A 25,306-nucleotide genomic window follows, 5' to 3' on the forward strand; every position below is an offset into this window, starting at 1 on the left:
AATCATCACTCCTTGCATGACGTGAGTGAGTTGTTAAGATGTGTAAAGTATCTTTGTTCTTAAGCCAAATTTAAATCGTTTGAATATGCTGACCGAAGCGCAAGTCTCAGTCAACCAGCCGAATGAACTTTTTGCCGGCGGCACTGACCCAACTCGATTTGACTGCAAGGAAGCCTGGTATCCCGTCCATTATGTTGAAGATTTAGACAAGACTAAGCCTAATAAATTTACCCTACTAGGTCAAGACATGGTGTTGTGGTGGGACACTCAAGCTAACTGCTGGCGAGCTTTTGAGGATCAATGTCCCCATCGGTTAGCGCCCCTCTCTGAAGGGAGAATTGCTGAAGACGGATTGCTGGAATGTCCCTATCACGGCTGGGCATTTCAAGGCGATGGCGCGTGCGAGCGCATCCCACAAGCAGGAGCTGGGACAACGCCACAACAATCAAAACGGGCTTGTGTTCAATCATTACCGACTGCGCTGCGCCAAGGATTGCTGTTTGTTTATCCGGGTCAACCAGACCAGGCGCCAAAAGTGGCTGTCCCAATTATTGAACCGCTTGAGGAATCGCCCGAGGAATGGATTTGCCTCAACACATTTCGCGATCTGCCCTATGATGCGCTGACACTACTGGAAAATGTGTTGGATGCCAGTCATGTGCCATTTACACACCATGAATCCGTCGGCAACCGCGCAAATGCTGCCCCGGTTGAGTTAGAAGTGTGCTCATCAAACAAGCAAGGGTTCACCGGCTTGTGGGAAGAAGGCCCACGCAAAGGCACGCTAGGGCAGCAACATACTCGCTTTATTGCTCCCAATTTAATGTGGCATGACCTGACCTCAAAGCAGTTTGGCAGAACAATGACTGTTGTTTATGCCACGCCCATTCGTAAGGGTGAGTGTCGGGTGTTTGCTCGGTTTCCCTTCAAGTTTTCCTCCCCTCTTCCCGCCTTTTTTATCAAACTCACCCCGCGCTGGTATTCTCACATTGGGCAAAATAATATCTTAGAAGATGACCAAATCTTCTTGCATTACCAAGAGCGTTACTTAGAAGCCAAGGGGGGTAGTGAACGCTTTAGTAAGGCGTTTTATTTGCCTACTAAAGCAGATACGTTTGTCTCCCACTTACGTCAATGGGTGAATCAATTTGCTGCCGATCCTTTTCCTGGGGAATCACTGTCACCTCCCCTATCTACTGAAGTATTGCTAGAGCGCTATCATTCGCATACAGTCAATTGTGGGAGTTGCCGGCGTGCGCTTGCCAACTTGAAACGAATTCGGTTGATTGTGACATTCTTGGGCATCATTTTATGGGCGGTTTTACCGTTAGCGAATCATGCTTCTGTGTTCCTAAATTTGCTGCCGGTTACTGCTGCATTGGTATGGTGGGGATTAGGTAACTTAGAGCGCCGGTTTTATGAAGGTCGTGCTGTCCCGCCTCGAAATGTACCCCAGAAAAAGTAAGTGTTAATTTTTTGTGGGGAGTTATGAAAATTTCACAAGCCAGTCCCTGCCTCTAAGGCGGGCAACTGGTGACCTCCGCGGGGAAGCTCTCACCCTCTACAGCATGGCTGCTGTCAAACGCGATCTACACAATCTTACCGAAGCCCTCAACGACATTGAATCCTCTCTCAAAACCATCGAAAACCTCCGCAGTAATATAGCCAGCTCAGACCTCCGTCGCTCATACTTTGCCACAGTGCAGGAGTATTACAAGTTCTATATCGACCTGTTAATGCAACTGCACCAAGCTAATCCTAACTCCGGTTATGATATCAAAGCATCAGAAGCCAGGAAACGCGCTGTAAATCCCTAGAGAGCAACGCATAGCGAGAAATAAGATAGCACTGCAAAGAAACGGGCAACTCCCACAGCAAAATCAGCAATTAAGAATCGAGCAAATACTACACAGAATCTAGTAACTGATGTTCATCGCACCGATCGCCCCAGCAATTACTGCTCAGGTTTCTCAGGTAACAAACACTCAAATTAATGCCCAAGTAGTCAGCGTCAGCGACGGCGACACCCTCATGATTCGCAACAGCAACGGTCAAAATATAACAGTAAGGTTAGCTTGCATTGACACACCAGAAATAGATCAAGAAGGTGGAAAAGAGGCATCTAATCGCCTTAGCACCCTACTTCCCAAAGGTACATCAATCAAAGTTCAACCTGTATATAAAGGTCTATTTGAACACAAATTCTTGGTAGTTCTAATAGTTTTCGGCAATAAAAATATTAATTTACAAATGGTGCAAGAAGGGCAAGCATGGGTCTATGAACATTACATTAGTATTGGTAAATGTGGCACGATCGCTCAAGAATTGCGTCAAGCTCAGACTACCGCCCAACAGCAGGGAATTGGATTATGGAATCAAAATAGTCCTTGCCCTCCTTGGAATTATAGAAAAAATCAATGTAGTCCTCGTAGTCCTCAGCCAACTAGGAGTCCTTCCCCAAAAAAACGTCCTACACGTCCTTGGCCAACAATTCCCACTAGCCCCGGAGGTCAACCGAGTCCTTCCCCAAAAAAACGCTCCTCTAGTCAACCTACAGCCATATCTACATGGGTTTGATAGAGATGAGAACAGCGTAGGGTAGGGGAATTAAAAGAAATCCGCCATTTCGATTAATGTAAGGCTCGGTCAAGAAAATATATTTCTCAGCCTAGGGTTGTAGCCATTGGAGCTAGGTCAGGAAACGATAATTTTCAGACGGACAGCCCCCAACCCTTGCCGCTACATTGAATATTTCGATCGCCACCAATACGCCAATTGTTGGAGAAACCGAACCAAACCCAACACCAACTCATGCCCCCAATCTCGAAGAGTACGGTCGCTACACTTTATATACACGCAACCCGAACCCCCATTGCATCTGCAAACTAACTAATTATTTCTCGTCGTGTCCCAATATCAAGGTCGTGTTGCGGGATTTGTACGAGATGGAACCCAAAGTGCGAGCGTGATGTTGAGTTGGATGCGATCTGACGAGTGGGGTAGGAAGTGAAGAAGTGCGATCGCTACACTGGTTATATCTTGCTTTAAGTATCGTTGGCTGGAGCAATATCAACTTCAATCACCGTAGCATAGGAATTGATAGCTTCTTCAGGCACTTGAATCGTTAACTCCCCAAGAGGATCGGCACTTAACATAGAATCGACAATGGCACAGCGGGTTGAGTATTGTAATGATTCCCCTCCACCTACCATAGCAACTGCTTGAATCCGTTTAATGGGTACACCTCGTACTGTTACTGACTCGTAGGGCTTCATTAGCAAGAATAAGTAAAAGCGATTGCCCCGCCGAGTAGAAGGGCCGTAGAATTGCCAAGGTTCCAGTCCAGGCTGTGTTCCTACAATACTCTGGGCATGGACACTCATCCATTCTTCTACGAATTGCAACAATTCCAATTGTTCAGATTGAATCTGCCCGTTGCCCATAGGACTGACATTCAACAGCAAATTGCCACCTTTACCTGCAACTTCACAGAGAGTATGAATAAGTTGGCGAGCTGACTTGAATTGGGTGTCATAGAGGGTTGTACCCCCAGCTTTCATTCAGAGTTAGGCAAGCTTCCCAAGTGCGCGGAGGCGGTTGGGGGGGAATGAATTGAAAAGCAGGTATCGAAGTCTCCAAATCCAGGGAGGCGATCGTTGATTAACAAATGCGGTTGCAGCGAGCGAATCATTTCATGTAGCTGTTTAGCTTGCCATTGTTCTGGTTTTCGTTCCCAACCGCCATCAAACCAAAGCAAGTCAATCTTTCCGTAGTTGCTCAACAATTCTCTGATTTGAGCGAACATAAATTCAAGGTAGCGCTCCCACTGAGAAGTCGTCGGCTGTCTGAATTTCCCAAACTGATACGGTTTATCGGCTTCTGTAAAAGCCGGGTAGTCAGGGTAATGCCAATCAATTAAGGAAAAATACAACCCAATTCGCAAACCTTCAGCCCGCATCGCCTCCACAAATTCTCGGACAATATCTTTTTTGTACGGCGCATACTCAATAGAAAAGTCGGATTGCTGGGTATGAAATAAGGAAAATCCATCATGATGTTTAGCGGTCAAAATCACATACTGCATCCCCAAGCGTTTGGCTAAATTAGCCCAAGTTTGAGGGTTGTATTCAGTCGGATTGAAAGTTTGGGCGGTGCGGTGATAGTCCGCTACCGGGACATCTTGGCAGTACGGCAAGCTAAAGACGCCTCCCACCAACGGCCAAGATACTTCGTACCCACACTGGCTGCTATGGCTCCAGTGAACAAACATTCCCAATCGTGCTGTCTCAAACCAGTTATTTTCTTGAGTCATTGGTTTACCCTAAAATATAGGCGGCATTGCTGAAAGAGTAATGTTTACTCGCAGGTAAAATTAATAAGCTAGGGTATACTTCTTTGTTGGATTTGGCTGCAATGAACCTCCCCATAATACCCCACTGAAAATCATGAAAGCAGACACCATCGAAATTGTTGGTTTTCACGCACATATTTACTTTGACAGTGATAGCCGCGATGCAGCAGAGCGCGTGCGCGAAGGATTGGCTCAGTTTGAGGTGCAGCTAGGGCGTTGGCACGATAAACCCATTGGCCCCCACCCCCAAGCCATGTATCAAGTTGCGTTTTTACCCCCGCAGTTTGGCACAGTCGTTCCTTGGTTGATGCTCCACCGTGAGGAACTAAATATTCTCGTCCATCCCGAAACAGGCGACGATCTGGCAGACCATACAACACATTCTTTGTGGCTGGGAGAAAAACTAGAGATGAATGTCGAAGTCCTGCGACCTAAAACGGCCAGCACCAGCGGGTGAGTTCGCACGCCAGCAGAGTTCGCTCGGCTGGCTCATCATGGCGTTGACACAGCATTTTCGGTTTCTAGGAATAGCTTTGTACGGTTTTCTTCACTGCCCATTACTGTGATTGTTTCGCACTTATTCGGGCAAATACGACCAACAGAGTAGGGTTATCCTGACTATTCCTCTCACTTAGAAAACGGCATCATAATAGCTGTAAGCAATGAGCTTCAACCAAAACAAACTTATAAAGTCTTACCAATCTTTGAGGTGACAGATTATGTTGATGCGCTATTGGCAACCATTCACAGAAATTGAAACCATCCGTCAACAACTCGATAAAGTTTTTGACCAACGGGCAACAACGAAAGATAACTCACAAGCCACTTGGGTGCCCGCTGTGGAATTTGCTGATGCTGGGGACAACTTCGTATTAAAAGCGCAACTGCCTGGAATTGACCCCAAAGACATTGACGTTCAAGTCACCCGCGAAGCAATTTCTATCTCTGGCGAACGCCGCTGCGAAAACACAGAAGAAAAACCCCGCTACGTCCGCTCTGAATTCCGCTACGGCAAATTCCACCGGACGCTTCCCTTGCCCGCACACATTCAAAAGGACTCTGTGCAAGCTGAATACAAACATGGCATTCTAACGCTAACTCTGCCCAAAGTAACTGAAGCTCGCAATAAAGTCGTCAAGATTAATTTGGCCGAAATTGCTGGAACTCCAGCGACTCCTGCTCTGGAACAGGCTAACCAATAACGACGGGGCAAGCGTGTTTAGTGGTGAACTCAGTACGCTGAAATCTGTGCTGAATTGAGTGAGGCCAATTTTCCTTTCATTGAATCTGATTGGATTTATCTAACAACAACGGAACTGGAAAAGTTGATACCGGGAGCGACCATTGCTCTCGGTATTCTTTATTTGGGGAAAGCCAAGCGAAAATTTACCTACAGATGCCGTGAACTGACGGTGATTCCAGTTAGTCTGTCAAAATATTTCACGCTTGTGGGCACCACTTCTATTGAGTCGGAAAGCGCGTATTTCGGCTCAATGCCAATTAAAATTGCCAAATTGCCAAATGGGGAGCGAGAGTAAAACTTAACTTTACAGTTGAATTAGCCAGTGCAGCGCTACACGCAGTTGATATTCATCTCCAAGGCTAGACCTTTGACTGACACAGATAGTTTCTAAATATTTTGTCGGAATAGACAGTTTAGCGGCTAAACGTGTTTGGATATTTTTTAGCCTGACATTTTTTTGTATTAAATAGTTTGCTTAACTAAATAAACCAGGGAGTATTTTCCAGTACAGGATGCAAAGCAAATGAATTAGACTGTCGCAAAAATGCAGCCGTTAAATACGCAATATCGCCAGCATATTTAGTAGTAATTGGCTCGGCACAAATCGAATCGGTAGAACCCCAATTAAGTTTAGTTAAGCTGAGAATCTGTACGGCTATAGCTTTTAAGTCAGGAGGAGGTGTAGGCATACTTTCTGGATATTCGATCCAAATATTAATTTCAAGTGGTTTAGGGGTTCCTAGTATTTTGCGATAAGGATTATAGCCTGTAGTTGACAGATAAAATTGGTTGGGAGACGTAATTACATAACTCCCTCGGCTCAAACTACCATCAGTTTCAACTCGACTATCATATAGCCTGACGTTATGATGGGTATTGATCCAAACAAAGGAGTAAGTACCTTGGGGTCTTACCAAGCGAGCGGCTTTTAAAATTGCTGCCCGATCGTCCTTGGAAAATTTAGCGGAGTAATGGAAATAAATATGAGGAGTTTCAGAAAGTTCTAAGCGCTCGAAAGTCTGTAAAATTAATTTTTCAAAGTATTGACTTCGATCTTCGTAAGGAAAAGTTTCCGTATTGCCACAATAAAACTCCCATCTTCCATACTGGTTAAAAACATTTGCATAGCCCATAAGTCGCCCTCGACTACCTTTGCTTTCTTGGGTGTAAGATAAACCCACCAAGAAATCTGCATCAGGGATAGCATCAGGCAATACCCAAGGAGTGAGCCCACATTTTGCTACAAGATTTAAAGCCAAGTTTAGATCTTTCCAATCGGGCTTTTCTAGAGTAGGAGTATCAAGCATTTGGCACGGAATACCTTGTTCTAATAGAAAACGTTTTAACTGATAATAAGGAGAATTCTCATCATCTATAGAATACCTGCCCTTGGGTGTATAAATCAACAAAATTCGGCTCAAACTTTCATCGGCTATCCAATTAGAATGTTCGCTTAACAAGCGCTTGCATTCATCTAAAGTTGATTCGGGTGAAGGAGGTGTAATAATTGAATTGTAAGTAAATCGGGTGCTAAAGGTACGCTCGGAACCTCGATATTTATATTTACCTGTTTTTAGTCTTTCTATTAATTCGCCCATAATTTTTCGGTAATTAGGCGGACAAATGGGGACAATTTCAATATTTTTTGGTTCGCTGCTATAAGCCCCAAATTTTGTAATCCCTTCCCGAATATCTACCGCTTCTTGGCGTCGATGGAATTCGACGCTTGGTTCGAGTAGGCTGTTAACTTCTAAATGTCGCGAGCGCCTGTTTGGCAGGCCTGGCGAGCGCTTTCGCTCGGATAGTAATAATGGTGAGGACTTCATCGATATGCTAATCCCTCCAAACACTAGAGGTTTGAAGATAGTTTGATATAACTGTTTGGCAATCGCCATTGTTTTCTCTGCTCTAATTCTGGCTGAACCTGGTTTTGCCGATAAACTCAGTTCTCTAATGGAGCTAGAAAAATTAAAATTTATTCCTTTTTTTTTGATAATTTCTTCGAGCGTCTTGAGTGGGATATCGGGAATGACTAACTGACTGCAAACCTGTTCTTCTTTGTCGAAATCAAAGAGATATAGATTAGTCCATTCATGGCTGATTGAAATAATTTTTCCATAGTACCAACTACCTTGCCATCTAGCCAAAGCTGTCTTATTAATCCAAAAATCAGCCGGATAGTCTGTAAGCAAATCTAAAATATTTTGAATATTTTTAACCTCTAATTTCGGGTTGATACAAATATAATAACTTTCATAGTATCGTCGCAACTGAAATGAATAAGATTGATAGAATCTCACAATTTTGTCCATAGTTTCATTCTGAGGAATATGTGCGCCTTTATAGTGAGTTACAATACTTCCAAACTTTAAAGAGTCAATATACCAGCCGTTCGCAAGCAGCGCATCTTTCAAGGCTAACATAATATCCTTTTGTCTTTGATCTAAAAACTTTCTATCTAGACTCTCCCCATTTTCCAGATTAAAACTTAGGGGGAATAAATTAGTAAACTTACTATATTCAAGTACAGCCTCTTCAGCGAACTTCGCCTCGCGTTCGGCTGAATTATTGTACAAGATTAGGGTAGTTTCAGCCTGATTGACTTTATACGAAGGAGCAGGTAAACTTAACTTATCCATTTGATCGCGCATTTGCTTAGTACCTTCACTCAGCGCCCTAACAAAGGCAGCCCCTCGCTGATCGCGCATTATTTTAAGCCATTCAATCAATTTAGAATTGCGAGGTGTAGAGTTAAGAATTGTATTAGCGAGCGTAAACTGTGAGGGAACTTCGTGATCTCTTTGGAGAATACGCCCCGGATTGCGAACTACAAAAGCATCCTTATAAGATTCGCATTCAATGGGCAATCTGACAGCATGATCTCGGTGCACTACTGCATTGACAATTGCTTCATCAATAGCGAGGTAAGGATATTCAGGTTCTTCCGTAAACCCCCCATCAATATTTCTTCTTTGGTAAAGTTTAAAAAATGCAGATTCTTGAAAAAAAGTCCTCAAATTGCGAATTTGTTTAGTAAGCGAACCACTAAACTTTTTTTCAAAAGTTGGCAGTCGTCTTCTATCTCTATCTTCATTCACAACTTCAAATCGCAGTAGCCGGATATAACACCAAGGCATAACTCTTTGGGGATTAGCAGCAAAAAATAGTAAGCCTGCATTAGTAAAAGCATAGTTACTCCCGTCTTTAATCAAAGCTCCTGCTTCATAAAGTAACTGATCGTCATCGTAATTATATTCAGCCTCTTTCAAAAATACCTGTCGAAATTCGTTTAAAACCCCTCGATCTAACTCGTCAGGGTTGTAGGAACAACAATACTGCCTTTCAAAATCAACAATCTTTTTATCGCGGCGAAGTCGCTCTTTTTGTTCGTCAGTTAAACAAAGGTTTTGAAACCCATATCTTCGCCAAGCTTTTGGGGGACTTTCCAGAGTTTCACAAATTCCACGTTCGCTACCTGGAACGTAAATCAAGCAAATTTTATTGGGCGAAGTCGAAGCATCTTGACATTCATAAAATTTTACTACTGCCGACTGGCTCACTAGCAGTTTATTAATGTTTGTTATTTGATTAATTTGATTTTCATTGAGATGGTTCGTGCCTTTTACTTCGCCTGTCTGCGAAATTCCTAAAACTAAAAGTCCCCCGTCAGTATTGGCAAAAGCAGAAATACATTCTGTAATTTGGTCGAGAAGAGTTTTGATTTGACCTTTACTAACGCAACCATTATCTTCTCTGCGACCAGCCTCCTTGCGGTCAAAATATTGTCCTTCAAATTGAGAATCGGTCGGAGATGTTAAAAAAGTCCAGTATTGAAGGGGACAGTCAAAAACTTCTTTGGGATTTGGCATTTTTTCGGGATAAATAATTTTGCTAAACTTTTATTTTAATGATAACGGTAACTGTTGCTGGAGTTAAAAGTGTAGCCGATTTTGTCGCACCTCACTCAATCTGTAAAGTTTAATATCCAATTAACATTACGATAGCTATTTAAGGGATTGATAGAATCCGAGAACGATCGCTCTTAATGGAGTCCGCTTACTGTATGACACTGAGTTGGATGTGATCAGATTCGGGGTTAGGAAGTGTGAGCGCTCTTAAATGAATTCTTTTTCGGACGTGGAAGTTCATACGTTTCCATTGTGACATACTGCTGAGGAATCCATCACTAGCCCTCCATCTGTTAGCTCATGGTGGTGGTCAGTATGCTTCCCTTGCAGCGGCACGACGGTTCTGGACTTTTTGGACTGGAACCCATTCCTATGTATATTCACAATTCTTTACATGGTTGTGTTTCTCGTTACCTATCTACTTAAGGCAGCAATGTTCTGACACGAGTGCAATCGCTCCGAACACCCAGATTTTTGGGAAACTAAAAAACCCAAACCCAAAACCCCAACACCCCCCGCCATGCCCAAAATTCCTGAATGTGATCGCTGTCTCCTCTACGCCCGCAACCCACACCTCGTCTGTGCCGTCCATCCCACAGGCCCTAACACCAATACTTGCATTGACTTTCGAGAAGACCCCAACACCGCATCAGAGGAACTGTGGGAACCCGAAGGTGCAAGCTACTACAACGGCGAACTAATCTTGCAACCTCCGCAGCGGTGGACTTTGGAACAGCAGCTAGAACTTTTGGACACCCACCCCTTGTTTACCGGCCGGTGTCCCCAATGTAAAATGACTTATCCGAAGTACGAAACACCCCCGGTGCATTGGGATTGCCTGGAGTGCGGGTGGATGGATGATTCGGTGTGAGGTGATCGGCAACAGAGATTGCGCGATTCTTAGTTTTAGTGGTTGCAGAGTCAGACTGTAGCTCAAATGAGTTACCGCAAATGAGTGTCACTCGAAAATGCGACTGGTAAGGCATTTTGGGTCAAAGTTATCCTGATGGTATCGCTGATGCTCAAGAGTTCGGTGGTCAAGCTATGTATTTTTTTGTGCTGACATTTCAGTATGCGAGCTGTCACCACCGATCGAAGTAACATCTAAAACTCTTGGTGCGTAAAGTTTAGCAGTTTTAGCAATTTCCCGTATTTTTGCCATTTTGGCAACCTCAAGCTAGACAGCTAAGTTAATCTGAACTTGAACCTACACAGCATTGAAAAAACTCTAAATAGTCAGTAATGAAGAGTTATTTATCGTCTTAATTATTGCAACATAGCGAGGAAGAAATTATGCCTTTATGTATACCAACAATTGTTGGGCCCGTATCGGAATTAAGCACATCCTTACGCATTCAAGGAGCATTACCAGGAGCGACTATTTTGGTTGTTGCTGTTGGAGCCAATCTAAGAGATATAGCCAAAGGCATTGCTTCTGGAGGTGACGATCGAATATCGCTGCTCCCAGGAGTCACCCTTCAAAATGGCGATATTTTAATGGCTCGGCAAGAACTGGGAGGAGATAAAAGTCCCGATCCACCCAAATCTCTAAGCGTATCAGTACAAGATGTGCCGTCAGTGCCCGGCCAACTTGGACACGTTGGGTTTCTGAGTCATCTCTATAAATGCGGCGAATATTTGTGGATTACTGGGGCGATTCCAGGTACCAAAGTTGAGGTTGAATTCAACGGTTCAACTAAAGGCAGTGCCGTTGCTTTGGAAGATGGCGCGCGATTGAAGTTAAGCGAAGGACTTCCTGCGGGAACGGTAACTGCATGGCAATCTATACCAGCAGGTAAAGGACCCAGCGTTTTTGGTCAACCCGATCCAGCAACTCCCAGACAACTTCCGCCACCTACTATCAAACAGCCAGTGCTGGGTTGCCAGACAGCAGTGCTGGTAAGCAATGTGTACGATGGGGCAACTGTAACATTACAACGAGGCTCTGGAATTGTCGATGTCGCTGGATTCGACAGGAATGCCCTCTGGTTGAGAGTGAGCAAGCCTCTCGATGAAGGAGATGCGATTTCAATAAAACAAAACTTATGGGTCAAATGCGAGCAAAATAGCGTTTTTTCACCTAAAGTACGTGTTGAAAAACCACAGGGGGTTCCTGCACCCGTTATCATTCCTCCCTTGTGTTCTGGAGCAAGGTTTGTTCGCGTTGCAAATCTTACACCCGGTGCGCTCGTTTCCATTAAGGTAAATGGAACCAAGTACAGTGGCATGGCTCCACCTAACAGCGCTGTGTACGATTTTATGGTCGATCCGTTGCCCTCCGGTTCAGTGACCGCCATGCAAGAACTATGTTCTGTATCCAGTCCGCAAAGTTCGCCAGCAGTTAAAGTCGATCCGCGAACGGCAAGCATTCCGGGTGTAAAATTACTTGAACCGCTGTATGCTTGCAGTCGAGCTGTGTTTGTAGAAGGGGTGCATCCGGGAGCCATATTACAAGTCTGGCGAGCGGATAACCAAACTGGGAAAAAAGCTCCCATCAGTGGTTTTGTTGCTGTTTACGATACACAAGCAATTATCCCAGTTACACCATATCTTCGAGAGAAAGATAAAATTTGGGTTTTGCAGTGGGCCTGTGACGACACTCCTATCAAATCAAATGCGGCTGAAGTTTTGCAGCATCCCAAGATAAAGCCACCAATAATAGTTGAACCTGCTTACAGCGGAACAACCAGTGTTGTTGTCGGTAATACTGTACCGGGTTCATTAATCGAAGTTTATCTTTCAACTCAAGACGGAGTATGGGAACTGGCTGGAACAGCATTTGCATCGCCACAATCAACAAGCGCAGTTGCACTGAATGCAAAACTTGCTGTAGGGAATAAGCTGCGTGTTTCTCAATCGCTCTGCGAACTGAGGACTCAACCAGAAAAAATTGTTATGGTCGTTCGACCAGTTCCCGCGCCTCCGATTCTAGATAAGCCATCGCAAGGGGCAACTGGAGTCGATAGAAAACCTACGCTATCGTGGCACGATCCGGGGGCGGGTCAGGATGGTCGCGCAGATAGTTACGAGCTAGAAGTCAGGGGCGGCGGTACTGCAATCGTTCCATTAACACCAATCACGGGCACGAGTTTTCAAATTGCAACGGAACTCAATTACGCTACTAACTATACGTGGCAAGTTAGAGCAAAAAATACATCTGGTGTAAGTGGATTTGCGTCTTCTTCCTTCACGCTAAAACCAGAACCGCCACCACCGCCACCTGTGATTGATTCCTATGATAGAAACACCTTTACTCTGAAAGGCAGAAACTTCTTACCATCTCGTACCGTGTATGTACGCCTTACAGTGACAGGTAGCATTACCAATAGCTATGGATATACAATTAACGATCTTCGATCGACTTTTCCGTTATTACAGTTCACTTCCGATTCTTCTGGCAATCTAACAGCAGTTATCGATCCAAAAAACGTACTTCCTCCACTTTATATTGACGATATACTCGGATATTTGATAGGCGGTGCCCCTGGAGAGAACTTTTCCTTTTCTGCACATGATGGACGACCAAACTCTAGCGATATAACAGGTATGCTTTGGAGCAATACATTCACTACCACTTGGTGATAGAGATATTGCGTGATTGGAATCTCAGGATTGGCTGTCGGTTTTCGCCAACAATCTGTGAGTTGGTGAAGGAGGTAGGACGATCGCTCAAACTCCGAACAGAACGCGAAATAAATTTAACGAATTTTTAACTCTCCCTCAATGGTAATTCTCCTGGGGGTTTTTTTTGAGCCAATCCTCCACTGCGCTATCCTTAAATTCTCAGTCGGGGGAAAACGCTCGTTCGACACCCCACCTGAAAGTGCAGCCGACCAATCCCCCAACAAACACCCAGAACGCGCATTGAGGCCAGGTCGCGAACCAGACCCACTCATGCGGCCATGATTGCCACAAGCGAAACATGATTGTGGCGATTGTAGCTAGTAGGGCTATTTTGCTAACACTTGCTTCACCGAGCCAAAAGCCCTGCCACAGCCCGCAGGTGCAAGCAACCGCCAGTTCGACCGACAGCACGAAATTCAAGATGTTGGTGGTGTTCGTGAGGAAATTGTGCAACAAAGTCAATAAATTCATTGGGTTGATTTTTAGGACAACCTCAGCATAGTAAGTTAAATAGCAGTGAGGAATAATCGATTACCTGGGAGTTCTCAACTTCAGATTCAACATTTCTAACTCCTTCGCGAATTGAGGGTCGGCGGCAGTGCCAATTTTACGCTCGCCAACCAGGTCTTGCCGTTGGCGGTGGGTCATTTCTACGACTGCATCAGGAACAAGTCCCGTTCCCTGAATATCTCGTCCTGTGGGCGTCAACCATTTTGAAACCGTCACCAAAAGACCCGTTTCATTCTGGAGTCCCTGCATCAATTGAAGCGAATTATAACCGAGGGTTTGCGTTCCTACTAGGAGCGATCGCTGGTTTTCTTGTAATGCGGCGGCAAAGGCTTCACTGGCATTGGCAGAGCCGCCATCGACTAAAACAACGAGCGGTTTCTGAGTCAGTGCGCCATTGTTTGCCAATTCTTGCTCTGGCTTTCCCCCTCGATCCACTGAAGTGATAATAACGCCGCTAGAAAGCCACATTCGAGCAATATCAATGCTTGCTCTAAAGAAGCCACCTGGATTAGAGCGAAGATATATTACGTAGCCTTTAACATTCTGTTTCTCTAAAGCTTCGATTGCAGCCTTCATCTCTTGGGTAGCTTTGCCACTAAACTGATATGCAGTTTTTAATGATTTATGTTAATCGGGCTCTGTAGAGTTAAATCAACCAAAACAACGCATTTCATTAGAGAGAGTCTTTCATAAGTTTTAACATTTTTCGCGAGCTTTAGTGCGGAGTGGAAGTACAGATGTAGTTACCTATTTAGTTAAGCATCATAAAATACTGGGTTTGATTAAGTAAGAACGCAAGCGACATAGAGAGAATGCCGCTTACTATCAAAAAATTGGGGTCAAATGGTTAAGTTGACGCCCAATTTTAATCATATCCCCCGAACATAAACAAAGAAGCTTGTTCATCAGTAGCATTCATTAAAGCGTGGAGATTACCACCTTTTAGCATGACAAAATGTCCTGCCTGTAATGTCCGTATTTCAAAGCTGCGTTCTCGCTCTGGCATTTTGCACCAGTCACCCACTACCATAAAGCCTTGACCATCCATCATCAAAAAGACTTCTTGGTTGTCACGATGGCGATGTAAACCGATGCCACAATTAGCATTGAGGATGTGCAAATCCATGTAATCTACGGCGAAGAATGGTTCAAATCCGCCGCCAAAATTTTTGCTACCAAAGGCGTTGAAGTTCCATGAGTTTAACTGGCGGCCCAATTCAGGTTTACTAGAGTAACGCCCATAGTTAGACATCAAATTGCGATACTCCAAAAAGCCAATACCACCGTGAGGGTTAGGACTGATACCTGTTCCCAAAAAGTGATCCCATCCACGGAGGATCATGTTGAATTCGTAGTGGTAGTTTGCCCCATTTTGGGAGTCCCAAATTTTTTCGCTAAAATCTGCCCAAGCAAGTTCCACATGGAGGGGTAACACAGGATGCATCGTGTTTGTGGGGGCAACATCCAGTATATAGCGATCATTTAATACTTCTCGGTTGAAGTCTGCTATGCTACCATGTACTAAGTCATTACGTACTTGAAGTTCACCGCGATCGAGAGCATTGCGCCCCTTGTCGTCTAGCTGACTTCGCAGATCATTGCCTGGATAACCCCAAAATTCAACTTCATAGCGATCACTCAGTGGATTATACGGCACCAAAAGCGGAGTAGGAGTTGCTACATCTGCCACTTTAATCCAGAGTTTAATTTTTTCTCCTAGTTTATGGTTGGCAGCAGCGGATAATTTAGTATCAGGGCCACCACGGTAAGAAACTCGTAAAAACGGCCCTGTCCAGTTTCCCACAGTCACCAAACCTCGAATCAAAAAGGTGTCGGTACTTACAAAATCCTTGATATTTTGCTTTTGGAAATCTGTTTTATTGTCTTGCTGAGTCGGGTCGAGAATATTAGCATCATTTCCACTAGGTCCATATAAAACCAGGGATTCATAGGGAAATAAATATTGGAACTCCCCACTCAAATAGAATTCACGTTCAGCCGCTAGTTGGGCGCGTTCGAGAAAGTTCAGCAATTTCAGCAGCGGATTGCCCCGACTATAGTCAGGCGGGGTATTGGGATCAACTTGAAAAACACTGTCAGAATGAAGGATAAACATGGCAAAGGTTAGGATTAGATGGTGTGATACAAAAAAGCAACGAATTTTAGGGGTGCTGTACCAGGGTTACTAATGCCATGCATCCCACCACTCTTGGTGAAAATAACGCTACCTGGTTTCACCGGGAGTTCTTTAAATTCGCGACTTCCCAGTCCCATGACTTGACGTTTTACAGTCGGGTATTTGTCTGTGGCCGGATCGTCGCCGGCACGCATATAGGCTATGCCCTCTCCCTCGGTAATGTAATACAATTCTTCTGTACCAATATGTTGGTGAGTGCCTTCCACTGTTCCGGGAGGAATTGTTACTTCATGGAAGAAGATCGTGGAACCACCTAGTTCCCGTTGAACAATCCAGCGCATATTAATAATGTTGTTGTCTGCTCGCTCGGGATTGTCGCCATCCATCATGGCATTGCGATAGCGCACAGGCTGAATGTCCGGTGCCTCTAAAAACCAACCGCGTTGGAAGTTGATTAGGTAGTTGAGATCCTCAATGGTATTTTGCGATGAACTAGGTTCTTGGGTGCGTGGTTCTTGGTGCGATCGCGAATAGTCATTGTCCCAAGCTGCGTCAGCATCACTAATTTGGTAGCCAGTGGGTAAATTGCGATCGTTTTCACGAAATGCCAGCTCTATCTGCGTCAGTTTTTTGATATCTTGCAAAGCTGGGTTAAATGCCTTGACTCGCGTAATCGGCCCATTACGCCCCATCTGATCCAAAATCTGAAAATCGTGGTAGCTGGTGGCGGGAGCTTCTAGGGTTTCCCAAATCTCCACCTCGTAAGCATCAATCCACGGGCAATAATGCAGCTTTACCCTAGACTCTGCTTTTTTGCTTTCATCTTCTGGTAATAGTCTCACCCAGGCAATCACAGCACTACTGAGCAATCGCTTTTTTTCGCGTACTTGCTCTACTAAACGACTGGATCTGTATTCCAGTCGCAAAAAATTACTGATAAACTTTCCATCGAGATATACTTCTCCCTTCAGGGCATTGATACCCAGGTAGCTGCGAACCTCTCGCACATTGTAACGGTAGCGGGGGCTACGGGTAGCGTTAAGGTATTCAGCATGGTAAATGCGATCGGGAAAGAAGACGACTTTGAAAATCTCGTTCCACGGATTACTTTGAATATCGTTAAATGCTGGGTCCATAAAGTTAAAGCCTCTTAAGTAATTCGTCAGCTACCCGGAAAGAATTGGCCTGAATTGTCAAGGTTGGGTTTGCGCCTCCCGAAGTAGGCATAAATGAGCCATCGGTAACATAGAGGTTATCAAAGTCCCAAGCTTTGCAATTACGGTCTAGCACTGAGTCTTTGCGGTCAGTACCAAACCTTGCTCCTCCAAGAATGTGGTTAGCAATCCGTGCCAAGGCATTTTCTGCCAGGTACACGCCACCCTGACCTTGAAATTCAAATTTGAATTCGCCTGAAATTGAATTACTACCCAGTTTCAAAATCTGGCCACACATTTCAGCCAAGGTGTCCATTAGATATCTGTCGTGGCTATGCCATTCTTTGATGATGTGAGCCACAGGACGACCCCACTTATCTTGAATCGTGGGATGGAGTTCAATCCGATTGGTCTTCAGGGGTACTTGATTGGCCATAAAGCTGACCGATAAACCCCTACCCATGTTGTTGTCCAAAAAGTCCGTCAACCCTTGAGCAGCTAAACTGGTGTCCTCGATAAAGCCTTTCCAAAGCGTGTCTAAATCTCGACTACCGTGGGTACGTCCGAGAGAGATAGGCAAGGCTTGATCAGAAGTATTGTTGTAGATTGCTCCACCTGCCCAAAGTCCTCTGCTTTTGAGAAAGTCGTCAGTAGCGCAAGCATCGGTTGCCCAATCAGCATCAAGAGCTAAGGTCTTATCGCTGCGGGTGGGCATAAGGGCGCTAGCACCTCCAAAACAGTGGGTCAGGAAGTATTTACCCAGTAAATCATTTTGGTTGATGCGTTTATTGAATTCGGAACTGAGCTGTGCTGAGAGCTTCAGCAACCGAATCGATTCAATGGCAGAACAGGCTACGATTACCAACTTTCCTTGAACAAACCTGGTTTTGCCACTCGGATCGCGGTACACTACTCGGCTGATTTTGGACCCGTCGCTTTCTAGATGGGTGACTACACAGTTTGTCCGAATTTCAAAGTTTGGTAAATTAGTGATCGGGCTGAGTAAAGATACCCAAGTATTTGATTTCACACCTAAAGGACAGCCAAAGCGGTTCACATAACTGCTTTTGAGAGTTTCGGGGTCTTTGGGAACTTTGCGACCACTAGGTTCATGATCGCGGGTAATCACCGCTAGAGGTGCGCGGTAGGGCTTAATCGGCTTACCTGCACCCAATTGTTCACCTAGCTTCTCCATACCAAACTTCGCATAATTGCTAATTGGGTTAGGTTCTAAGGGCGGTTGATAACTATCTTTACTAAAAGGCTTGAGCTGATGGTCGGCGGTGCCGTTGATACCTACAAGGTATTCAGCTTTCACATAGTACGGTTCTAGTTCGTCGTAACTGACAGGCCAATCACGCGCTTCTCTCTGCACATCGCCATTCGGGTCATTCTTCAAGTCTCTACGTCCAGCATTAAAGCTTTGTAGGCGTAAATCGGTAGGCGTAAACCGTAGAGAAACACCACCATAAAGTTGAGTACCGCCCCCTACTACTTGAGCTGTATAGCCTTCGATTGTGGCTCTATCTTGCCCATTGGGATCGCGGTAGATATGCGGCTCGTCGTTAATATCTGGTTCAACGTGACTAGAATAAAAGGCTTCATTGAGGTTAGCAACTCCAGGAACGCGGATGCGCTTTTCTGGGCCATCAGCAAACAATTCGTCACGCTTAAAGTCACTTAACCCTTGAGGATTCTGATACTGAGGTCTAAATAACGGACCTTTTTCCAGGATCAGCACTGATTTTCCAGCCTTCGCTAAAGTGTAGGCAATAGGAGAACCTCCAGCGCCGCTACCAATGATTACTACATCAAATTCAGTTTGCATATATCTTCTCCTGATGAAATCAATTAGCCCCGATAATCGCTGTTAAGTCCGAGGGGTGCTTCTATCGCCCTGCGCCAATCAAATAGGGTTTTACCATTCTGATCTTTATACCTTTCTGATAGATAAGCCCAACCTGTTCCTCCCACATTGCCACCATATTTAGGATGAGAAAAGGCACCTGTAAATGTGTGGCGTCGCAGTAATTGGAGGAAGAAACGAGGTTCTTGGTATTGCTGATAATTCCAACCATTGACTTGGTTAGTAGCCATTTCGTTATACAAATCGATGTACAACTCTTTAGAGACATCTTTTGGCTCAACGTAGGGATTGCGCTGTCTCAATATCCGGTTAATTTGATCTAAGCAAATTTTGTAATCAATTAAATGATGGTTCTCTTCCCTAGCTAAAATGTTGTCAATAAAGTTTGCTGCTCCTACAGATTCATCTAGACGATAAGCATAGGCGTATTGTACTTGTTTATCTTGTTTACCCAAAAAATTGTAATAACGGTTCACAAAGTTTTCCCCTTCCTCAGTTCTGAAAGGCAAAATATGATTTACTAATCGAGTTACAATGTCAAATTCCCAGTCTTCAAAGTTTAATGGTTCAGTACACAATTGGGTAAAAAATCGTGACCATAGTTGACCGTTGTCAAGCTGAGCACGCTGGGGATTTATTGGGTCTATAATTGCCTGCCCATCGACGATAAATTTATAAGTGTGAAATTGTGCTTTTGGTACCACAATCGATAAAGCATAATATCCTGTGGGTTCCCCAATAAAGTTAACAGGCTTGAGTGGAATTGGCTCATAAAGGTTGGCGAAAGTCCCAATCACAGCAACATTTTGGGGTGCAGTTGCCCCTGGTTGCTGGTATACGAAAGTCACTACATTGGAAGAATAACTCTTAACAAAATCACTACCATCGCTGTAACTATCGATAATCGGAAATCGCCAAGGTTCAGCAATCCGAGATCGAGGATCGTTGTCAGTCAATTGTCCAAAGTTATGGCGAGGATCTGTATTATCTCTGGCAAGGAATTTAGTGCAGTGGTTTAGTACATACTGGTCGTCTGTTTGTAAAATTTCAACAGCCATAAATTATTTCCTGGGAAATATAAATGTAGTGGATTTAGATTCAAGCAAAAGCAAGTTCTTGTTTTTTAGAAAATCTTGTTTCAGTAGTAGCTATCTATTTAGCTGTGCGATCAATAGAGAGGCTATCACCACTGCTGGCAATCTAGCTGGAAATGCGTACAGGGACTTAGTGGAACCTAGATATTTCCTCGTCTCTAAAGAAGCCAAAAACAGTCTAAATAAGAAGAAGAGGCCAATAACCTAAAAACGGCGGAAACTCTTGCCCTATCTCGCTTGAGGCTTTTTAAAAGGGGAATGCTTTTTATGCCTAGGTTTGAAGCCACTTTTTAACTCACTTTTTGTCTAAGTGCCGCTACTGTGTAATGCTTTCAGAAACCTAAAATTGAATGTTCGCAGAAGCAATAAGTTTTGTGGCTTCTGAGTAGTTATTACAAAATCTGGTTGGAAGCCCGCCGGCAATAAATAGCTAAAATCTATACGCAGAAAAAGTGTCAGTAATTTTTGCTTAATTGTCATCTAGATCATTTCAACTATCAAAAGCTGCCAAATTATCTACATTGCCCCTTATCGCAGCTTCGCTAGATCCACCCTATTAAACTTTCAAAAATTTAAAAATCCTGGTAATTAATAATCTATCAAAACTCCCTGGTACCGTCTTTACAGGAAAGTATGGAGTTGAAGTATGGAAAGTATGGTTTAGATAAGATTAATATTTGTCCAGAGGTATAAATTTATGGAATTTGAGCAGGGATTGCAGGTCATCACCCATGCGGTCAATCGCACAATCGCTAGACCTCTCACCGAGATCGAAGTTGCCCTGTTGTTTGGTGCCTGGAACAACTTGACATACGATCTCATCGCCGAGCGCTCAGGCTATTCCACCAACTATCTACAACGGGACATTGGTCCCCGATTCTGGAAGCTCCTGAGTGAGGTCTTGGGTCGCAAAGTCAACAAAACAAATCTACGTGGTATTCTCACCCACCTTGCTGCCCCGCCCCCCAATCCCCAACCTCAAGTCCAACGTTCAATCGATTGGGGTGAGGCGATCAATGTTTCTACTTTCCACGGTCGGGTTGAAGAGATTGAAAAACTGACTCAGTGGATCATTCAAGATCGCTGCCGACTGATTGCACTCGTCGGAATGGGCGGCATGGGTAAAAGTGCCTTAGCTGCCAAAGTCTCTCAACTTTTACAAGGACAATTTGAATTTGTCTTATGGCGTTCGCTCCGCAACGCCCCTCCCTTAGATAAATTGTTATCCGAACTGGTGCCTTTCCTTTCTAACCGGCAAGATATCCAGGCAAAACCAGAACGGCTCCTGTACTGGCTCCAAACTCATCGCTGTCTGGTGATTTTGGATAATCAAGAAACAATCTTACAAGCAGGTAATTACGCTGGATACTACCAGCCCGATTTCACAGACTATGGTGACTTATTTCAGTTACTTGGAGAATCGAGTCATCGAAGTTGTATCCTACTGACCAGTCGTGAGAAATCCGCTGAAGTTGGAACATTTGAAAATTTTGATGGAGCGGTGCGATCATTTTCTCTGAGAGGTTCCTGGGAAGCATCGCTGGCATTAATTGACTCTCAGCGATTAGTGGGAACTCATACAGAAAAACGCCAACTTTGTGAATTTTATAGTTGCAATCCACTGGCATTGAAAATGGTTAGCACTTCGATTCAGAGTCTGTTTGGGGGTGATATTTCAGCATTTTTGGAAGAAAAGACACTTGTATTCAATGGCATCCGTCGATTATTAGATCGGCAATTTGAGCGGTTGTCACCCGTAGAGCAGACCATCATGTATTGGTTAGCAATTAATCGTGAATGGACCACAATCAGCGAATTACAGGTAGGCATTGTGCCCACGACTTCTCGTGCCAGCCTGTTGGAATCTCTGGAATCGCTAACTTGGCGCAGCTTAATCGAGCAGAGGTCGGGCAAATATACCCAGCAGCCCGTCGTCATGGAATATGTCACAGGCTGTTTGAGCAAACTGGGCCAGGTTAGCGGACTGTTAGAACCCATTTGATATCTATTCATTTACCACATTTGCCAACCGTTTGAGCATTAGCCGAATGAAACATAGATTGATTTTGGCAGTCACATGATAAGCGCGTCCGCTCAAAATTATTGACCAAATTCTTCCACCGTTCCATCCAAGCATTGAACTGTTCAATCACGAGCGCGGGTCGGTATGACAACAACTCCTTTCTTCCCTTGCTCTAGAGTAAGGTTGTAAGTCTTTCGATAGGTCGCCCCAGTTACATCCATTCTTGAGTTGATGAAAAATGCCCTGTAAGATTTGTCGTTATGTCCACCGTGGCTGTCTAGTTTGCTTTTTCTTGGGCAATAACGGTTTGATGAGATCCTACTCGCTCGTCGGTTAAGCTACTGGAGTATGGCATTTATTTTTAATCTTACCTCGTTATCCAAGGTCCCAAATGGATTCTATGTTGGTGGGATTGGTGAGGATGTTCTGCAAAAAAGTTAATGAATCCATCCTGTTGATTTTTTAAAACAACTTCAGAATAGCAAGTTAAAAACCCAGGGATAGCCGGGACTGTGTGCGATCGCCAAGCGAGTTTCTGCTGCTGTGTACTTTGTGTGCTCTGACTTGGCGATCGCTCTCCAACTGAGTCAAGCGTGAAATGATGGTGAGGTAGGCACTAAGAAATATGGAAGGTAGAGAAATGACTGACTCGCCGCTAGAACAAATCAATTTGCTAGATACCGACTATGCTGACATCCTCGCCAACAGCAGCCATCCCGCGTTTGAAATGCAACTGGTTCGGTTTGGGGTTGACACCGCAGAAGCGCGCATCAAAACCAATTTCCTCACCCTGGTGCGCCAAAAACCCGAGACTCCAGAGGAATGGGAAGCTCTAACGGCAGCATGGGAAGAGGCTTGCGGGTATACACCAAACACTCAAGATTTTCAGCTAATTGTAGAGTTGCTCTGGGAATCAAGAGAGTCTGGAGATTGATTGATTTTCAACAACACCCAATTCAATTCACCGCAGTAAGTTAGCAAAAGCATCAACCGGCAATCCATCTTTGAGCAGGGAAAATCGCTCGATGTAGTTGCCGTCAAATATGCTGAGATTATCAATGCGGTGGCGCGCCTCTAAAACAGACTCCACCCACGCTGTAGCAAGCGGAACTCCAAAATAGCAACCCGGAGAATCCCAAGTCGGGTCGATGGCGTATCCGTCGGGTGCGAGCAACCAAGCATGGCTAATTGGAAATCCGACAGCGGCATGAAGGGCGTATCCTTCGGCGTAGGTGAGGCTGCTATCTGCCAATACTAATTGCTGGCAATTCCAATAACAAAACTGAGGTGCGCCCGGTTCGATCGTTTCGGGTAGTGGCTGAGGTTCCATAATGAAGCCGTAGTCTAAGACTAACTCTTCATAGCGTTGGTACTTCCAATGCGCTCTGGCGGGCGGTACTTCCATTGCTGCAACTACACTTTCTAAGTAGCACTTTATCTGCTCTCCTGAGATAGTTTGAGTGAGGGTATCCACGGTAAATTTCCTGTTCTCTTGAGTTTACTTGTTCGGGTTTTCCAATCGATTCCACATCGGCATTAGCTCGATATCCTGCGGATTGTACAGGAGTTGTTTGAATAGCGGAAACTCTTTAACGTACATTTTGTAGAGCTTGGGATTGCTTTGGATGCTGGCTTCGATGTTGGCAATTCTATCAGCAAATTTAACAATCAAAGCTTTTTTGTTTGACTGGATCTTTGGTGCGGTTTTGCGAAAGCGATCGACTCGGTTTTCTCCCGGTTCACTGGTTACGGCAAAGACAATATCGGCTGTTTCTTTCCCGAATTCGGACACCAGCATCTCATAAGTTGTTGGCGTATCTTCCAAAACATCGTGCAACCATCCCGCTGCTGCAATTGCTTCATCGCCTGCATAACCGAATTCGCTCAGAACTTGAGATACTTGAGCCAAATGGTACGAATAAGGATGCTCGCCGTATTTTTGAGTGGCGTGTTTGGCAATTGCAAATTCCTTGGCTTTATCTGCGGCATTCATGAAATTCACCCCCTCAGCCATCTTTTATGCTGCGCCTGCTGCTACTTAACTAAACGCTTAGCTTTCTTCGTTTCTTTTAACCGCCAATCTTTGTTTAAGTAACCCAACCCACCGCGCTGCATTCTATCTTGAACTTCCGATTCCCAAGTGGTAGGCAAATATTCCTGTAGGACTTTGACGTGCTCGATTTCCTGTTTGGTCAGCCACCACTGGCGACCGGCGAATCTCATAGGAGAGGTGAGCTGCTTGTTTACCTCTAGGTACTGCTGCAATTCAGCAATCTCATTCTCATCCAACCCGTAAGCTTCGGCTTTTTCCTGCCACTCGCTCCAACTCATGTGCACATGAGAAGGAAAACTGGATAAAAAATCTTGTGTGAGTTCGTCCAGTTCATTTGTGTTGATGTAATTAGTCATGCCTTAATTTCCTCTTTGGTTGAGCGATAATTTAAGTTAACGAACAATGGTCTTCAACTCATCGAAAGTCAAGCAAGAGCATCAGCCGGGAATCCTTGTTTAAAAATCGAGAAATCTTCGAGGTGATTCCCCTGCAAAATGCTCAATTCATCGGTGCGTCCCTTCTGCTTTCGGGAATTCCAAATTGATTTTACCCAAGCCGTTCTGAACGCAATGCCCAAATAACAGCAACCCGGAGAATCCCAAGTCGGGTCGATGACGTATCCGTCGGTATCGAGCAGCCAAGCGTGTTGCAGCGGGAGAGATACGCCTTTCGCCATTGCGTAGCCTTCGACATAAGTTAGGTTGCGGTTTTTTAAGGCTAATTGCTGACAATTGGCGTAACAAAGTCTCGGTTGACCTCGTTTGATGGTTTTAGGCAGCGGTTTGGGTTCCATCACCCTTCCGCATTCTAATGCCAATGCCTCAAAACTCCTGTACTTCCAATCGGTTCTGCCGGGTACTTTTTCCATCACGGCAGCTAAGTCTTGCAAGTATGCTTTGAATTCCTCTAGGTCAGTAGTTTCAGTTGGATTGTTCACGGTAATAATTTGGGTGTTGCTAACTTACTTAGGATTTGAGTTCCTGGGTCATTTCTAGCAATTCTCTCGCTTTCTCTATTAGCTCGTCCTTACTGTTGAAGGGGAGTTCACCCTGGAAGCACTTCCAATTCAGCATGAATTCAATAACTCCCCTGGAGCGAGAGTGAAACGTCACCGAAAAAGAATGTTCCCCTAACGATCCGCTTAAAGGTTCTAGTATGTCAAAGACCTGATCCATTGTTTCACTTAAAGTTAAATCCTTTTTCATTGTGCTGACTCCACCATCTCATACAGGTCACTCTCTTTTTACCAACAACACTTACGTCTATTATACTTAGCTTATCGTGCTTTGGCAGATCCAATTCTCTTTTGTAGGCTGTATCGCAAGTGCAGCAAATATGCTTT

Annotated in this window: 23 protein-coding genes and 1 pseudogene; 10 read left to right on the forward strand and 14 right to left on the reverse strand. The window is 44.5% G+C overall.

Features of this window, described 5'->3' with window-relative positions:
* Nucleotides 1-85 precede the first annotated feature (85 nt).
* The 4 genes from QUA47_RS19710 to QUA47_RS19725 all read left to right on the forward strand — a co-directional run bounded on the left by QUA47_RS19710 (nucleotide 86) and on the right by QUA47_RS19725 (nucleotide 2,969).
* The gene (locus QUA47_RS19710) at nucleotides 86-1,465 is read left to right on the forward strand and encodes a Rieske 2Fe-2S domain-containing protein (RefSeq protein ID WP_333431986.1); all 1,380 of its coding nucleotides are present in this window, start codon (nucleotides 86-88) and stop codon (nucleotides 1,463-1,465) included.
* 13 nt (nucleotides 1,466-1,478) lie between these two features.
* Complete coding sequence (locus QUA47_RS19715; RefSeq protein WP_333431987.1) at nucleotides 1,479-1,817, forward strand: tetratricopeptide repeat protein; 339 nt, start codon at nucleotides 1,479-1,481, stop codon at nucleotides 1,815-1,817.
* A 109-nt stretch (nucleotides 1,818-1,926) separates the two neighbouring features.
* On the forward strand, nucleotides 1,927-2,577 hold the full coding sequence (locus tag QUA47_RS19720; RefSeq protein ID WP_333431988.1) for a thermonuclease family protein: 651 nt from the start codon (nucleotides 1,927-1,929) through the stop codon (nucleotides 2,575-2,577).
* Nucleotides 2,578-2,744: 167 nt separating this feature from the next.
* Nucleotides 2,745-2,969 carry a hypothetical protein gene (locus QUA47_RS19725; protein WP_333431989.1) on the forward strand — a complete coding sequence of 75 codons (225 nt, stop codon included), beginning with the start codon at nucleotides 2,745-2,747 and terminating at the stop codon, nucleotides 2,967-2,969.
* Nucleotides 2,970-3,044: 75 nt separating this feature from the next.
* Here QUA47_RS19725 and QUA47_RS19730 read toward each other — a convergent pair whose 3' ends face one another.
* Together QUA47_RS19730 and QUA47_RS19735 are read right to left on the reverse strand one after the other, a co-directional pair.
* On the reverse strand, nucleotides 3,045-3,560 hold the full coding sequence (locus QUA47_RS19730; RefSeq protein WP_333431990.1) for an alpha-L-fucosidase: 516 nt from the start codon (nucleotides 3,558-3,560) through the stop codon (nucleotides 3,045-3,047).
* Nucleotides 3,557-4,312 (reverse strand): alpha-L-fucosidase, encoded by a 756-nt coding sequence (locus QUA47_RS19735; RefSeq protein WP_333431991.1) that lies wholly within the window; start codon nucleotides 4,310-4,312, stop codon nucleotides 3,557-3,559. Before QUA47_RS19735 ends, QUA47_RS19730 begins: the two co-directional genes overlap by 4 nt.
* Nucleotides 4,313-4,445: 133 nt before the next feature.
* On the opposite strand from QUA47_RS19735, the gene QUA47_RS19740 reads away from it, so the two are divergent.
* Nucleotides 4,446-4,808 (forward strand): DOPA 4,5-dioxygenase family protein, encoded by a 363-nt coding sequence (locus QUA47_RS19740; RefSeq protein WP_333431992.1) that lies wholly within the window; start codon nucleotides 4,446-4,448, stop codon nucleotides 4,806-4,808.
* A gap of 262 nt (nucleotides 4,809-5,070) precedes the next feature.
* The gene (locus tag QUA47_RS19745; protein WP_333431993.1) at nucleotides 5,071-5,553 is read left to right on the forward strand and encodes an Hsp20/alpha crystallin family protein; all 483 of its coding nucleotides are present in this window, start codon (nucleotides 5,071-5,073) and stop codon (nucleotides 5,551-5,553) included.
* Between the two features lie 520 nt (nucleotides 5,554-6,073).
* Here the strand turns inward: QUA47_RS19745 and QUA47_RS19750 are convergent.
* A complete protein-coding gene (locus QUA47_RS19750) occupies nucleotides 6,074-9,463 on the reverse strand; it encodes an RNA-binding domain-containing protein (RefSeq protein ID WP_333431994.1) in 3,390 nt (1,129 codons plus the stop codon).
* 559 nt (nucleotides 9,464-10,022) lie between these two features.
* On the opposite strand from QUA47_RS19750, the gene QUA47_RS19755 reads away from it, so the two are divergent.
* Both QUA47_RS19755 and QUA47_RS19760 read left to right on the forward strand, forming a co-directional pair.
* A complete protein-coding gene (locus QUA47_RS19755) occupies nucleotides 10,023-10,373 on the forward strand; it encodes a hypothetical protein (RefSeq protein WP_333431995.1) in 351 nt (116 codons plus the stop codon).
* A gap of 422 nt (nucleotides 10,374-10,795) precedes the next feature.
* On the forward strand, nucleotides 10,796-13,084 hold the full coding sequence (locus tag QUA47_RS19760; protein ID WP_333431996.1) for a fibronectin type III domain-containing protein: 2,289 nt from the start codon (nucleotides 10,796-10,798) through the stop codon (nucleotides 13,082-13,084).
* Between the two features lie 201 nt (nucleotides 13,085-13,285).
* On the opposite strand, the gene QUA47_RS19765 is transcribed toward QUA47_RS19760, so the two are convergent.
* From QUA47_RS19765 to QUA47_RS19790, 6 genes and pseudogenes are all read right to left on the reverse strand, one after another.
* On the reverse strand, nucleotides 13,286-13,597 hold the full coding sequence (locus QUA47_RS19765; protein WP_333431997.1) for a hypothetical protein: 312 nt from the start codon (nucleotides 13,595-13,597) through the stop codon (nucleotides 13,286-13,288).
* Nucleotides 13,598-13,657: 60 nt separating this feature from the next.
* A pseudogene (locus QUA47_RS19770) lies at nucleotides 13,658-14,230 on the reverse strand (S41 family peptidase); the annotation flags it as partial.
* A 271-nt stretch (nucleotides 14,231-14,501) separates the two neighbouring features.
* A complete protein-coding gene (locus tag QUA47_RS19775; protein ID WP_333431998.1) occupies nucleotides 14,502-15,752 on the reverse strand; it encodes a hypothetical protein in 1,251 nt (416 codons plus the stop codon).
* 14 nt (nucleotides 15,753-15,766) lie between these two features.
* Complete coding sequence (locus tag QUA47_RS19780; protein WP_333431999.1) at nucleotides 15,767-16,909, reverse strand: hypothetical protein; 1,143 nt, start codon at nucleotides 16,907-16,909, stop codon at nucleotides 15,767-15,769.
* Between the two features lie 4 nt (nucleotides 16,910-16,913).
* Nucleotides 16,914-18,755 carry a GMC family oxidoreductase gene (locus tag QUA47_RS19785; RefSeq protein WP_333432000.1) on the reverse strand — a complete coding sequence of 614 codons (1,842 nt, stop codon included), beginning with the start codon at nucleotides 18,753-18,755 and terminating at the stop codon, nucleotides 16,914-16,916.
* A gap of 23 nt (nucleotides 18,756-18,778) precedes the next feature.
* Nucleotides 18,779-19,852 (reverse strand): gluconate 2-dehydrogenase subunit 3 family protein, encoded by a 1,074-nt coding sequence (locus QUA47_RS19790; protein WP_333432001.1) that lies wholly within the window; start codon nucleotides 19,850-19,852, stop codon nucleotides 18,779-18,781.
* Between the two features lie 733 nt (nucleotides 19,853-20,585).
* Between QUA47_RS19790 and QUA47_RS19795 the strand changes: the two genes are divergently transcribed.
* On the forward strand, nucleotides 20,586-21,890 hold the full coding sequence (locus QUA47_RS19795) for an NB-ARC domain-containing protein (protein ID WP_333432002.1): 1,305 nt from the start codon (nucleotides 20,586-20,588) through the stop codon (nucleotides 21,888-21,890).
* A 661-nt stretch (nucleotides 21,891-22,551) separates the two neighbouring features.
* Nucleotides 22,552-22,845 (forward strand): hypothetical protein, encoded by a 294-nt coding sequence (locus QUA47_RS19800; RefSeq protein WP_333432003.1) that lies wholly within the window; start codon nucleotides 22,552-22,554, stop codon nucleotides 22,843-22,845.
* A 27-nt stretch (nucleotides 22,846-22,872) separates the two neighbouring features.
* On the opposite strand, the gene QUA47_RS19805 is transcribed toward QUA47_RS19800, so the two are convergent.
* The 5 genes from QUA47_RS19805 to QUA47_RS19825 form a co-directional block, all read right to left on the reverse strand.
* Nucleotides 22,873-23,385, reverse strand: coding sequence for a hypothetical protein (locus QUA47_RS19805; protein ID WP_333432004.1), 513 nt, complete (start codon nucleotides 23,383-23,385; stop codon nucleotides 22,873-22,875).
* Nucleotides 23,386-23,409: 24 nt separating this feature from the next.
* The gene (locus QUA47_RS19810; protein ID WP_333432005.1) at nucleotides 23,410-23,904 is read right to left on the reverse strand and encodes an HD domain-containing protein; all 495 of its coding nucleotides are present in this window, start codon (nucleotides 23,902-23,904) and stop codon (nucleotides 23,410-23,412) included.
* 41 nt (nucleotides 23,905-23,945) lie between these two features.
* Complete coding sequence (locus QUA47_RS19815; protein WP_333432006.1) at nucleotides 23,946-24,320, reverse strand: hypothetical protein; 375 nt, start codon at nucleotides 24,318-24,320, stop codon at nucleotides 23,946-23,948.
* 68 nt (nucleotides 24,321-24,388) lie between these two features.
* Nucleotides 24,389-24,901, reverse strand: a complete 513-nt coding sequence (locus QUA47_RS19820) for a hypothetical protein (protein WP_333432007.1) — start codon at nucleotides 24,899-24,901, stop codon at nucleotides 24,389-24,391.
* A 28-nt stretch (nucleotides 24,902-24,929) separates the two neighbouring features.
* The gene (locus tag QUA47_RS19825; protein ID WP_333432008.1) at nucleotides 24,930-25,169 is read right to left on the reverse strand and encodes a hypothetical protein; all 240 of its coding nucleotides are present in this window, start codon (nucleotides 25,167-25,169) and stop codon (nucleotides 24,930-24,932) included.
* Nucleotides 25,170-25,306: the final 137 nt, after the last annotated feature.

This window comes from Microcoleus sp. MON2_D5 (assembly GCF_036701905.1).
GTDB lineage: Bacteria > Cyanobacteriota > Cyanobacteriia > Cyanobacteriales > Microcoleaceae > Microcoleus.

Excerpts from the sequence above, each read along its gene's own strand:
- QUA47_RS19710 (WP_333431986.1), top strand. The coding sequence starts at position 86 with ATGCTGACCGAAGCGCAAGTCTCAGTCAACCAGCCGAATGAACTTTTT.
- QUA47_RS19720 (WP_333431988.1), top strand. The coding sequence starts at position 1,927 with ATGTTCATCGCACCGATCGCCCCAGCAATTACTGCTCAGGTTTCTCAG.
- QUA47_RS19730 (WP_333431990.1), bottom strand. The coding sequence starts at position 3,560 with ATGAAAGCTGGGGGTACAACCCTCTATGACACCCAATTCAAGTCAGCT.
- QUA47_RS19735 (WP_333431991.1), bottom strand. The coding sequence starts at position 4,312 with ATGACTCAAGAAAATAACTGGTTTGAGACAGCACGATTGGGAATGTTT.
- QUA47_RS19740 (WP_333431992.1), top strand. The coding sequence starts at position 4,446 with ATGAAAGCAGACACCATCGAAATTGTTGGTTTTCACGCACATATTTAC.
- QUA47_RS19745 (WP_333431993.1), top strand. The coding sequence starts at position 5,071 with ATGTTGATGCGCTATTGGCAACCATTCACAGAAATTGAAACCATCCGT.
- QUA47_RS19750 (WP_333431994.1), bottom strand. The coding sequence starts at position 9,463 with ATGCCAAATCCCAAAGAAGTTTTTGACTGTCCCCTTCAATACTGGACT.
- QUA47_RS19755 (WP_333431995.1), top strand. The coding sequence starts at position 10,023 with ATGCCCAAAATTCCTGAATGTGATCGCTGTCTCCTCTACGCCCGCAAC.
- QUA47_RS19760 (WP_333431996.1), top strand. The coding sequence starts at position 10,796 with ATGCCTTTATGTATACCAACAATTGTTGGGCCCGTATCGGAATTAAGC.
- QUA47_RS19765 (WP_333431997.1), bottom strand. The coding sequence starts at position 13,597 with ATGAATTTATTGACTTTGTTGCACAATTTCCTCACGAACACCACCAAC.
- QUA47_RS19775 (WP_333431998.1), bottom strand. The coding sequence starts at position 15,752 with ATGTTTATCCTTCATTCTGACAGTGTTTTTCAAGTTGATCCCAATACC.
- QUA47_RS19780 (WP_333431999.1), bottom strand. The coding sequence starts at position 16,909 with ATGGACCCAGCATTTAACGATATTCAAAGTAATCCGTGGAACGAGATT.
- QUA47_RS19785 (WP_333432000.1), bottom strand. The coding sequence starts at position 18,755 with ATGCAAACTGAATTTGATGTAGTAATCATTGGTAGCGGCGCTGGAGGT.
- QUA47_RS19790 (WP_333432001.1), bottom strand. The coding sequence starts at position 19,852 with ATGGCTGTTGAAATTTTACAAACAGACGACCAGTATGTACTAAACCAC.
- QUA47_RS19795 (WP_333432002.1), top strand. The coding sequence starts at position 20,586 with ATGGAATTTGAGCAGGGATTGCAGGTCATCACCCATGCGGTCAATCGC.
- QUA47_RS19800 (WP_333432003.1), top strand. The coding sequence starts at position 22,552 with ATGACTGACTCGCCGCTAGAACAAATCAATTTGCTAGATACCGACTAT.
- QUA47_RS19810 (WP_333432005.1), bottom strand. The coding sequence starts at position 23,904 with ATGAATGCCGCAGATAAAGCCAAGGAATTTGCAATTGCCAAACACGCC.
- QUA47_RS19815 (WP_333432006.1), bottom strand. The coding sequence starts at position 24,320 with ATGACTAATTACATCAACACAAATGAACTGGACGAACTCACACAAGAT.
- QUA47_RS19825 (WP_333432008.1), bottom strand. The coding sequence starts at position 25,169 with ATGAAAAAGGATTTAACTTTAAGTGAAACAATGGATCAGGTCTTTGAC.